Origin of the sequence: Legionella impletisoli (genome assembly GCF_900639875.1) — a bacterium.
Taxonomy (GTDB): domain Bacteria; phylum Pseudomonadota; class Gammaproteobacteria; order Legionellales; family Legionellaceae; genus Legionella_A; species Legionella_A impletisoli.
Genome location: NZ_CAAAIA010000001.1, coordinates 191,327 through 203,432, shown reverse-complemented (window position 1 = coordinate 203,432; position 12,106 = coordinate 191,327). Strand labels below are relative to the sequence as shown.

The window sequence follows — 12,106 nt, the reverse complement described above, 5'->3', positions numbered from 1 at the left end:
AACTGTTTTTGAATCATAATATTTTTCTTAACAAATAGTATTCAATCTCAATGAGTTTAGTGTAGGATGACTTATCGATTCAGAATGGAGACGAATTGTATGTATCATGTAATGATTACAGGTGCAGGGAAAATAGGTAGTTTAATTGCATGTCTTTTAGCCGAAAGTAAGGATTATGAAGTTCATCTAGCGGATTTAGAGTTTGAAAGCACCGATGCTAGACGACTTCTAGAAGTAATGCCCGAAATCAGAACCGTGGCTTTGGACGTAAAAGATGAGGCCTCTGTTGAAGCTTATCTCGTCAAGCATAATATTATCGCCGTTATTTCAAGCTTACCATTCTTTCTCAATCTCCATGTGGCACGCGCTGCGAAAGCAGCTAAGGCAAATTATTTTGATCTTACTGAAGATACATCCATTACCCAGGCAATTAAAGCAATAGCAGCCGATGCAGATACAGTCTTTGTTCCGCAGTGTGGTCTAGCCCCAGGGTTTATCAGCATTGCAGCAAATAGCATGATGCAAAGCTTTGAGGAATGTCATCACGCGAAATTACGTGTGGGAGCTTTGCCGCAACGAGCTAACAATGCCTTACATTATTCATTAACATGGTCAACTGACGGGTTAATTAATGAATATGGAAATCCATGTTATGGCATAAAAGAAGGGAAACCAGCCGTGCTAACTCCTCTTGAAGAGCTTGAGGTAATTCAAATTGAGGGAGCTCAATATGAAGCATTTAATACTTCTGGCGGCATAGGAAGTCTCGCGGAACTATACAAAGATAAAATCAAAAGTCTAGATTATAAAACGATGCGCTATCCTGGGCATTGTGAAAAAATGCGTTTTTTAATGAATGATCTTCAACTCAACCAGGACCGAGATACCTTAAAAAGTATACTAGAACGCGCTATTCCTAAAACGTATCAAGATTTAGTGATTGTCTATATCACGGTGGATGGGATAAAAAATGGCGAACTCTCTGAGGAGAGTTATGAGAAAAAAATATATCCAACAACCATTCGTGGGTTGGTTTGGTCTGCCATTCAAATCAGTACTGCTTCAGGTGTTTGCGCGGTAGTTGATTTGGTTCTCGGTCAAACCAATGAATATCATGGATTAGTTTTACAAGAGCAATTTGGCTTGGATAAATTTTTGACGAATCGTTTTGGAATGTATTATGCGTAATTGCATTTAGGAGATGGGTTTATATGGAACTTTTAGAAAAACTTGGTCTTAAGCCGGTAAATCCCGGTGCGTTTATAGGTTATCGATGGACGAATAAACTCAATGATACTCTAATTGACTCCTATAACCCAGCCAATGGAACCAAAATTGCTGCAATAGCCAGCTGCACAAAGGATGATTATGAACACGTCATCAAATGTGCTGAAGAGGCTTTTTTAGCGTGGAGAGAGGTACCTGCTCCAAAGCGCGGGATGATTATTCGACAAATTGCAGATGCCTTGCGTGACCGAAAAGATGAACTAGGGAGTTTAGTTTCTCTTGAAATGGGAAAATCAAAAGCAGAAGGCGATGGCGAAGTACAGGAAATGATTGATATCGCAGATTTTGCTGTTGGCCAATCCAGAATGCTATATGGAAAAACAATGCATTCAGAAAGACCGGAACATCGAATGTATGAGCAATGGCATCCCTATGGGGTCGTTGGGATTATTTCTGCGTTTAATTTTCCTGTTGCTGTTTGGTCCTGGAATGCGTTTATTGCCGCGGTATGTGGAAATGTAACCATTTGGAAACCCTCAGCCAAAACACCTCTTTGTGCAGTGGCGGTTCATAACATTTGTAAAAACATATTAGAGGCCAACAACTGCCCCAATATTTTTTCATTAATTATTCCAGCCTCACATGATGTAGCAGAAGAAATGGTCAGTGATTCTCGTGTTCCTTTGATTTCCTTTACAGGCTCAACAGCCGTTGGTAGACAAATTGGAGTTAAAGTAGCCTCCCGTTTAGGACGCTCTATTCTAGAACTTGGAGGTAATAATGCCATTATATTAGATGAAAGCGCGGATCTGAAATTGGCAATCCCCTCCATTGTATTTGGGGCAGTAGGTACTGCTGGGCAACGTTGCACAACCACAAGACGCCTATTTATACAAGATACTATATATAAAGAAGTAATTAATCGACTTAAACAGGCCTATGAACAAATTACGATTGGGGATCCACTCGATCCAAAACATTTAATGGGACCATTAATCGATCAACAAGCGGTGGCTTCCTTTAAATACACGATCGAACGGATTAAAAAAGCAGGTGGAGAAATTATTGCAGGTGGAGAGTCACTGGATCGGCCTGGTTGTTTTGTCCAACCGACATTAGTAACCGGATTGCCCAATGATTCTTTGTTAGTTCAGGAAGAAACGTTTGCTCCTATTTTGTATGTTATGTCTTATTCAACACTTAAAGAGGCGATTGACTTACAAAATGGTGTTCCTCAAGGCTTATCCTCTTCATTATTTACCCAAAACCTGAAACACGCAGAGTTATTTCTAAGCTCTAAAGGCAGTGATTGCGGGATAGCCAATATCAATATTGGAACGTCCGGTGCTGAAATTGGTGGTGCCTTTGGTGGTGAAAAAGAAACTGGAGGTGGACGTGAATCAGGATCTGATGCCTGGAAAGGATACATGAGACGCCAGACCAATACCATCAACTGGGGCGATTCTTTGCCATTAGCTCAAGGTATAAAATTTGATGTATCTTAGGCCGTTCAATATAAAGTTTTCAAAAATTGCTCATTTACTGATTGTTGAAAAAGTTAAGGAAGAAGCATGCAACAACCATTCTATATCAAGCGAATTGCTGTATTAGGCGCAGGAGTCATGGGTGCCCAGATTGCGGCTCATTGTGTTAATGCAGGCATTGAAACACTATTATACGACCTGGCTGATGAAAACAATCATTATGCAGTCGTTGATAAGGCTTTGAAGCACTTAAGCCAATTAAAGCCATCGCCTTTAGGAACGAAATATACTGCATCGCTTATTCAGGCTAAAAATTATCAAGACGATATGGAAGACTTAAGTCAATGCGATTTAATTATTGAAGCAATAGCTGAAAAAATCGAATGGAAAGCCGATCTTTATCAACGAATTAGTCCTTATTTAAATGAACGAGCAGTCCTAGTAACCAATACCTCTGGTCTAAGTATTAATACTTTAGCAAATGCTCTTCCAGAAGTACTAAGAGATCGTTTTTGTGGAGTTCATTTTTTTAATCCCCCACGATATATGCATTTAGCAGAATTGATCCCCGCAGAATCAACTTCAGACAAATTGTTAAATCAGCTTGAATCTTGGTTAACCAGTTATTTAGGCAAAGGAGTTGTTCGGGCCAAGGATACCCCTAATTTCATTGCGAATAGAATCGGTGTGTTTTCATTGATATCCACGATTTACAATGCTCAAAAAATGCAGATTGGGTTTGATGATGTGGATGCTTTAACAGGACCATTAATTGGTAGACCAAAATCAGCGACGTTTCGAACGATGGATGTTGTTGGCCTAGATACCATGGCTCATGTGGTTCATACCATGCACCAACAGCTTAAAGATGATCCTTGGCATGAATATTTCACATTGCCTGAATGGCTGATGCGTTTAATTAATGAAGGGAAATTGGGGCAAAAATCCGGTGAGGGTATATATCGAAAAAATGGTAAAACCATTGAGGTGTATGACGTAGGGCAAGCCGACTACAGACCTGCAAAGGGAAACGTTAGTGAGGAAATTGAGAAAATTTTTAAAGAGAAAGATCCTGGGGTTCGATTTAAAAGGTTATTTCATTCATCAGATCCCCAGGCTCAATTTCTTTCAGCCTGTTTTAGAGATCTTTTCCATTACAGCGCTTATCATCTTGAGGATATCGCTGATACTGTCCGTGATGTGGATTTGGCGATGCGTTGGGGTTTCGGTTGGCAACAGGGTCCATTTGAAATCTGGCAGCTTGCTGGCGTAGCAGAGCTTAAAGAAATGATAAAGGTAGCCATTGAGGATGCTCAAACGATGAGCGACGTGGATTTACCGGATTGGCTTAATGATAGGAATGATTTTTATACTGAAAAAGGGGCATACTCACCAGCGAAATCAAGCTATGAAGGTCGAAGCGATCTTGCAGTATACCAGCGACAGTTTTTCCCTGACCGTGTACTAGCTGAGAAAATGTATCCAACTGAAGTGGTTTATGAAAATGAGGGTGTTAAACTTTGGCATCTGAAAGATGAGGTAGCCATTTTAAGTTTTAAAACTAAAGCGAATACCATTGGCCGGGCTGTATTAGATGGATTTAATCATGCATTAGATGTAACTGAAAAGCAATTTCAAGGTTTAATTATCTGCCAGTCCGATGAGAACAATTTTAGCTCTGGAGCAGACTTAAGAGGCGTTGCTTCATTAGTCCAATCAGGAGATATGGACGCCCTTAAGCAAATGATCACCGACTTTCAAGCGCTTGCTATGCGGATTAAATACAGTCCCATTCCTGTTATTGCAGCCTTAAGGGGGAGAGCATTAGGCGGTGGGTGTGAGTTAATGATGCATTGTGCCCGTGTGGTTGCTGGGTATGAAGTTTATCCTGGATTGGTTGAAGCTGGGGTGGGATTAATACCCGCCGGTGGTGGTTGTAAGGAAATGGCATTAAAGGCTGCAGAAGAGGCTCGTCATGGTGAGTTAATGAACTATATCAAACCCTACTTTGAGCAGATTGCCATGGCAATAGTATCTAGTAGCGCTGCTGATGCAAAAGAACGACATTATCTTCGGGCTAAAGATAGCTGGGTTATGCATCATAACGAAGTACTCTATGCAGCATTAGAAAAAATAAAACAATTGCAAGCTGAAAACTATGTTCCTCCTATTCCATCGCGTTTTCAAGTAGCTGGTCGCGTAGGACATGCCATGTTGCAGGTAGGTTTGGTCAATTGGAAAGAAGGCGGTTTTATCAGCGATCATGATTATTTTCTTGCCAATCAATTGGCCTCTGTTTTATGTGGTGGTGACGTCAATGCCGGCGAACTTGTTGATGAGCAATGGATTTTAAAGCTGGAGCGTGAAGCATTTATGACATTAGCTGCAACAAAAGAAACGCAGGCAAGGATTAATCATTTGCTGGAAACCGGCAAACCATTGCGCAATTAAGCAGGAGATAATTCATGACGAATGTATATGTGGTCGATGCAATACGAACACCCGTTGGCAAAGCACCAAGAGGTGTTTTTAAAGATACGTTACCCGATGATTTACTCGCACACACGATCAGAAGTTTAAAAGATCGGCATCATAATCTTGATTGGGAGGCTATTGGAGATGTAGTAATTGGTTGTGCTATGCCAGAAGCAGAGCAGGGCATGAACGTTGCACGAATTGCAGCATTATTGGCAGGGTTACCTGAATCTGTACCTGCCATGACGATTAACCGATTTTGTTCCTCAGGGGTTCAAAGTATTGCCACGGCAGCAGCAACGATCGCTGAGGGCGACATTCCACTTGCTTTGGCTGGAGGAGTCGAAAGCATGTCGAAAGTGCCCATGGGTGGGAACAAATACACTGCAAATCCTAAAATTTTTAGGGATGATCATATTGCGATTGCCTACGGAATGGGAATCACCGCTGAAATCGTAGCAAAAAGATGGAATATTTCTCGTGAAGAGCAAGATGAATTCGCGGCAGAAAGTCATCGCAGAGCCGTTGAAGCTCAAAAAAATGGTTATTTTAATGCCGAAATTACTCCTGTAGAAATAACCGAACGTCATGTTAACTTGAAACATTCAGAACTCATTATTAAACCACGCCTTATTACAGAAGATGAAGGCCCACGCACAGATACTTCATTTGAAGCCATTTCTAAGTTGAAGCCTGTTTTTGCAGCTCGCGGAACTATTACTGCAGGCAATAGCTCACAAATGAGTGATGGTGCTGGCATAGCGCTTTTGGCTAACGAAGAGCATGTCAAGCAGTTTAACTTAAAGCCTCTTGGTCGTTTAGTTAGTTATGCGGTTGCTGGAGTTCCACCTGAAATCATGGGGATAGGTCCAGTTGAAGCTATCCCAATGGCCTTAAAGAAAGCGGGATTAAATCTTGGGCAAATTGATTGGATTGAGTTAAATGAAGCGTTTGCTGCCCAATCATTGGCGGTGATTAAAGAGTTGGATTTGCCCCGTGATAAAGTCAATCCTCAAGGTGGTGCGATTGCTTTAGGACATCCCTTAGGCGCTACGGGCGCTATTCGAACTGCAACATTGCTTCATGGTTTAAAACGAGTAAAAGGAAAATATGGTATGGTAACCATGTGTATTGGAACAGGCATGGGTGCTGCAGCCATTTTTGAGTCTTTGTAGCAAAAGACAACGGGTGGTATGGCTTTGGAACCATAATTAATTGCGACTACTTCTGTAGTAAGTGCTCCTATTTAGATAGCCATAATAGCCATTTGATAGTCACCATAGATATTGGCCACACCTTCCGTGCTATGGAGTGGCCCATCATTCTTTAAACGTGGTGTATTTCAATAAATGGGCGGAATGGCTTTTCCCTTATTTAAGTTTTGCTGTAAAGTCCAACCAGTTTCGTCTCAGCCAAAATGTGATTTTGCATCGCGTTCATAATATCGGTTTTCCTGGCTTCGGATCCTAATGATAACGTTGTGTCTAGCGCGTAGAGTTTAAATTGATAACGATGAGTACCAGAAGGTGGGCATGGGCCACCATAACCCGTTTTATCCCAGCTATTCAACCCGCTTGTTGCACCCGATGGTAAAGTAGTATTCTCATCAAGCCCATGTATGCTTTGAGAAATATTAAAAAGAACCCAGTGAACCCAATTCCCACTTTGAGCATCTGGGTCGTCGACAATTAGCACAAACGATTGTGTTCCATCAGGTACGTTGCTCCAGGTTAATGGAGGTGATCTATCCTCACCCTGACATGTGTATTTAACAGGGATATTCCCGTTATTTTTAAACGCCTCGCTGGTTAAAGTAAAAGCCATTGCAACACTCCTTATGCAAAAAATATAAAAATTGCTGATTGTACTAATTTAGGATTGATTCAAGCCACAGTTTAGCCAATAATTAATAAACTGTAATAATTCATTCAAATTATAAAATTTTATATCTATGAGAAAAAAAATTGTATATAGCATCATCTTAGTTCTGCTAATTCTTATTGTAACCGTTGGGTTGTATCTTTTTAAGTTTAAACAACCTAAGCCAGAAATTCATTTAAAAGAACAATCATTTAATCAACTTCCTGGCTGGGAAACAGCAGATCTTCGCCCGTCACTCGAAACTTTTAAGGTGTCCTGTAAGGCGTTTTTAAAACAAAATCCTGAAAAAATAGTCGGCAGTAAATTTATTGAACTAAAAGTGAACGATTGGCAGCCGATTTGCCAGGCAGCGATGAATGTTAATCCCGAGTCCAACAAAGAGATAAAAGCATTTTTTGAAACTTGGTTTTCTCCTGCCACATTTCATACTGATGAGCCTGTTAAAGGGTTATTTACCGGTTACTATATGCCTTTAGTGAAAGGAAGCTTAACCAAAACGGATCAATTCAATGTCCCGGTTTATGGTGTTCCCAAGGATCTTATTTCAGTTGACTTGGGCTTATTTGATTCCGACTTGAAACATCATCGACGATTGTTTGGCCGGGTTAAGGAAAATAGTTTAATACCATATTATACCCGCAAAGAAATTCGAAAAGGTGCTATCGAAGGATTTGCTCCAACGCTTGCTTGGATTGAGTCACCTGTCGATTTACAATTTCTTGAAATTGAAGGATCGGGCGTTATTGAATTAGAAAATGGGGAGCAGATAGTCATTGGTTATGCTGCTCAAAATGGACAACCGTATACATCTATCGCTAAGGTTTTGATTGAAAGAGGAGTTTTGACCAAGCAAAATGCTTCGATGCAAGGGATCCGTAATTATTTCAAAGCCCATCCTGAAGAAATCAATGCCGTATTAAATCAAAACAAGTCCTTTGTTTTTTTTCACAGACATTCTCGTGTAGAGGCATTGGGATCTCAAGGGGTTCCTCTCACTCCAGGTTATTCAATGGCTGTTGACTTAAAGTGGGTGCCTATAGGCACTCCTCTTTGGCTTAAAACCACTCGACCAGATCATAAAAATAAGAAAAAGCCACTAGAACGTTTAATGATAGCCCAAGATACAGGGGGCGCGATTCGTGGACCTGTGCGCGGTGATCTCTATTGGGGAACAGGCGATGAGGCTATTTTCATAGCCGGACATATGAAAAACATGGGATATTATTGGTTACTGTTGCCCAAAACATATTTTAATCACGAACGCAAAAGCTGAGGGATAATTTGATTTATTGCGCAATTATTCTACTCTAAAGAATAAGGGAGTCACTTTGGAGAGTTCATGCGCTCTGTGATTATCGCCTTGTTATTGGCGATGAATGCAGCTTTTGCAGATGATTTTGTTGGATTTTCTGCCTATGAGAACGGCGACTATATTACCGCCTATCAGCACTTAATTGGTTCAGCCAACGATGGCAATGAAGAGGCCATGTATTTGATTGGTCGTATGTATCAATATGGCCAAGGGGTCAATGAAAATATAGAAAAAGCTATTATTTGGTATAAAAAATCCGCTCAGAAAAATAATCCTTTAGCCCAATTGAGTTTGGGTTTTCTTTATGATTCCGGCTCAGGCGTCAAGCAAGATTATAAACAAGCATTCTATTGGTATATGCAAGCAGCCAAGCAGGGAAATCCAATTGCTGAACGAAATATTGGTTTAATGTATGCCACTGGCGAAGGCATCACAGCAGATGAAGTTAAAGCCTTTGAATGGTTTAAAAAATCCGCTGAAAAAGGATATGACAAAGCGCAGGTTAATTTAGGGTACCAATACATGATGGGATATGGCGTGAAGAAAAGTATTAAAAAAGCTCACTATTGGTATCAAAAAGCCGCTCTTCAAGGTGATCAACAAGGACAATATAGCCTCGCGTTATTATATAGTGGTAAATACGGCATACCCGCCGATGCAGAAGCTACAACCTATTGGCTTGAACAAGCAGCAACCCAAGGACATACCAATGCACAGGCTTATCTTGGTTATCAATATTTAATTGGGGAGGGGGTTCCTGTCGATTATTCAAAAGCAGCCTATTGGTTTCAGCATTCAGCTGAAAATGGAAATCCCTTTGCACAAGCCCAACTTGGACAACTATATTTATCAGGCGATGGGGTTGATAAAGATTATCAACAAGCTGCTTATTGGTTTGGTAAGGCCGCCAGCCAAGACTTTCCTATGGCGCAAGGGAAACTAGGATATTTGTATGCTGCAGGAACGGGGGTAACGAAAGATCTAGTAAAAGCTTATGCTTGGTTAAAATTATCTGCTGACAATGAGTACGAGCAAGCACAGAAAGACCTTGAACGTCTTTTGCCACTACTTTCCCATACCCAACGCGACGAAGGCGAGCAACTTTATCAGACCCTCAAAGGGCAATCGGAAAGCACTTCGAAGCAATAAGTTTAGAAATCAAAAGCAGTAAGAAGGAAAGGATATTAATTATTTATGCAGCGGATCTACTTATATGCGGCTTTTGTACTGAACAGTCTGACGCTCATTATGGCTAGTTCCGTTATTATTAGTTGGTACCTAGAATTTTCCCCGCTACTGCGTGTTGTACCCGATTCAGAATTCATGATGTTTAACACAGCACTTTGTTTTCTCATAACAAGCTTAAGCATTTATGCCTTTCTGAGAAATCATAGAAAAATCAGTATTTTTTTCGCTATTCTTTTACTGATTTTCGCTATAACAAGCGTTATACAAAGTATTTTTCATATTAATTTACATGTGGATACTTTATTTTTTTATGATGAGTTGTTAGCAAGTAGCCAATATCCAGGAAGAATGGCACCAAATACTAGCCTGTTATTCATTCTCACTGGTTTGATTTTATTAGGATGTAATCACAAAAGCTGGCATTTGACCCAGACCATCATTATCTTCCAAATGGGCATAATATTGTTATTTACCTCATTGCTCTTTAATTTTGGATACGTTACAACCTTCGAAACAATTTATCGTTGGGCGGATTTTAAAGCGATGGCAGTTCATACCGCTTTCGGATTTGTTTTGATAGCATTGAGTCTTATAAGTGCTATTGGCTATTTTTCCAAGGTTCATAAAATTAAGCTCGCGCAAGCGATTCCCATTACAGTCACCATAGGAATTTTTCTCATTAATGGTCTTTTAGTCCTTTCAATAAAAGAAGAAGCTTTATCAAATAAAGTGGAATCAAATTTGGCTAATTTGTTATTTTTTGCAGGAAGTATTTTTTCAATTTTATTTGGTCTAATTCTTTTTTATGCGCAAAAATTTAATTCTCTCTCGAGAAAAGAAAAGGAACTCTCAACCCTATTGCATGAAACGTTAGAAGCAACTGAAGATGGAATATTAGCCACGAGTAAAAAAGGAAAAATTCTTATTTATAATCAACGTTTTCTAACTATGTGGAACGTTTCTGAAGCGCAATGCAAGGAGTTGAATTTATACCAGTTAATTGATTATCTTGCAGATAAACTTAATAACCCTCAATCTTTCAAAGAAAATATTTATGCAGATTTTGCAAATCATCATAATCATCATGAATCCATTGCTAGTTTAAAAGTCGATGGTTTTTATCAAGTTTCTGCTCGCCATCAATTATCAAATGACCAAATCGTAGGTTATGTATTGACATTTACAGACATTACACAATCAAAAAAACTAGAGCAGGAAATTATTCATCATAAGTCTCACGATGCTCTGACAGGACTTGCAAATAAAATGGCGCTAATTCATGGCATTCAAATATTAGTTCGTCATGCCTTAGTGCGCGAAAAATTAGTCTCTGTATTTTTACTAGATATAGGACGATTCGCTAGAATTAATGATACATATGGCCAAACGGTAGGAGATCTCCTTTTAAAAAACATTGCGCTAAGAATTACACAGGAAGTTCCTGACGCTGAACTCATTGGTCGTCTCGTAAGCGATGTGTTTGTGGTGGTCTTTATAGTGAATAATACAAATGAATTAGAAACAAAAGCCAATCAATTAATAGCATTGTTTACAAAGCCTTTTTATTGCCAAAATACTAAACTTATTTTAACGTGTAGTTTGGGTGCATCTCTAGCACCTTATGACAGCAAAAATCCAGAAGAGCTATTGCGGCTTGCCGATATTGCATTGTTACAAAGCAAAAAAATTGGGGCCAATCATTATATGCGATATAAACCTCAATATGGTGAATATGTCAAACATCTACTACAAATTGAAAATGAGCTTCATACTGCATTAAAAAACGAAGAATTTGTTCTTTATTATCAACCGATTATTGAGCTAAGTACGTTTAAAATTATCGGTGTTGAGGCTTTGTTACGCTGGTATAATCCACGGCTGGGATTATTGCTCCCTGATCAGTTTTTAGAGGTCGCTAATGAGGTTGGATTGATATCTGATATTGGTGACTGGGTATTAAACCGTGCGTGTTCACAGATCAGGTCCTGGGAAAATCAAGGTCTTGAGCCCATCAAATTAAACGTTAATGTTTCTTCAGCGCAGTTTAAAAACTGCCGTATTGTAGGAAATGTTATGAGTGTTTTAAACAAAACCCAGATACATCCACATCAACTCCAAATTGAATTGCTCGAACAAACTTTAATCGATAAGTCAAATGAAGTTGTATATTGTTTATCAGCCTTGCAAAAAAAAGGCGTGGATGTGGCGTTGGATGATTTTGGGACTGGCTATTCAAACGTTAATTATTTAAAAAATTTCCCCGTAGATTGCATCAAAATAGCAAGGCCTTTTATAGCGGATATTGAAAAAAACTTTGAAAATAAAAATCTGATTATTTCCATGATTCAAATGGCAGAGTCTCATCATATCACCACCGTTGCAGAAGGAATTGAAACAAAAGAACAACTTGATTTTCTAAGAGAGCAACATTGCCAATTTGGTCAAGGATATTACTTCTCGAAACCGATGACGGCTGAAGAATGCTTTAAATTCCTATCCATGAAGATATATCGTCCACCAACTTAGCCGAATTTTTGTT

8 protein-coding genes are annotated in these 12,106 nt (G+C 39.5%); 7 read left to right on the top strand and 1 reads right to left on the bottom strand.

Going from position 1 to position 12,106, the window contains the following annotated elements; genetic code table 11:
* Positions 1 to 99: 99 nt before the first annotated feature.
* The 4 genes from E1O41_RS00945 (at position 100) to E1O41_RS00930 (ending at position 6,361) form a co-directional block, all read left to right on the top strand.
* On the top strand, positions 100 to 1,188 hold the full coding sequence (locus E1O41_RS00945; RefSeq protein ID WP_131775434.1) for a saccharopine dehydrogenase family protein: 1,089 nt from the start codon (positions 100 to 102) through the stop codon (positions 1,186 to 1,188).
* A 23-nt stretch (positions 1,189 to 1,211) separates the two neighbouring features.
* Positions 1,212 to 2,732 (top strand): L-piperidine-6-carboxylate dehydrogenase, encoded by a 1,521-nt coding sequence (gene amaB / locus E1O41_RS00940; protein ID WP_131775433.1) that lies wholly within the window; start codon positions 1,212 to 1,214, stop codon positions 2,730 to 2,732.
* 66 nt (positions 2,733 to 2,798) lie between these two features.
* The gene (locus E1O41_RS00935) at positions 2,799 to 5,162 is read left to right on the top strand and encodes a 3-hydroxyacyl-CoA dehydrogenase/enoyl-CoA hydratase family protein (protein ID WP_131775432.1); all 2,364 of its coding nucleotides are present in this window, start codon (positions 2,799 to 2,801) and stop codon (positions 5,160 to 5,162) included.
* A gap of 14 nt (positions 5,163 to 5,176) precedes the next feature.
* Positions 5,177 to 6,361, top strand: a complete 1,185-nt coding sequence (locus E1O41_RS00930) for an acetyl-CoA C-acyltransferase (protein ID WP_131775431.1) — start codon at positions 5,177 to 5,179, stop codon at positions 6,359 to 6,361.
* Between the two features lie 199 nt (positions 6,362 to 6,560).
* On the opposite strand, the gene E1O41_RS00925 is transcribed toward E1O41_RS00930, so the two are convergent.
* Positions 6,561 to 7,010, bottom strand: a complete 450-nt coding sequence (locus tag E1O41_RS00925) for a YbhB/YbcL family Raf kinase inhibitor-like protein (RefSeq protein WP_131775430.1) — start codon at positions 7,008 to 7,010, stop codon at positions 6,561 to 6,563.
* A 127-nt stretch (positions 7,011 to 7,137) separates the two neighbouring features.
* On the opposite strand from E1O41_RS00925, the gene mltA reads away from it, so the two are divergent.
* From mltA to E1O41_RS00910, 3 genes are all read left to right on the top strand, one after another.
* Complete coding sequence (gene mltA / locus E1O41_RS00920) at positions 7,138 to 8,340, top strand: murein transglycosylase A (RefSeq protein ID WP_131775429.1); 1,203 nt, start codon at positions 7,138 to 7,140, stop codon at positions 8,338 to 8,340.
* A 66-nt stretch (positions 8,341 to 8,406) separates the two neighbouring features.
* The gene (locus E1O41_RS00915; RefSeq protein ID WP_131775428.1) at positions 8,407 to 9,528 is read left to right on the top strand and encodes a tetratricopeptide repeat protein; all 1,122 of its coding nucleotides are present in this window, start codon (positions 8,407 to 8,409) and stop codon (positions 9,526 to 9,528) included.
* Positions 9,529 to 9,573: 45 nt separating this feature from the next.
* Entirely contained in the window at positions 9,574 to 12,093 is a 2,520-nt protein-coding gene (locus E1O41_RS00910; RefSeq protein ID WP_131775427.1) for a sensor domain-containing protein, read from the top strand.
* Positions 12,094 to 12,106: the final 13 nt, after the last annotated feature.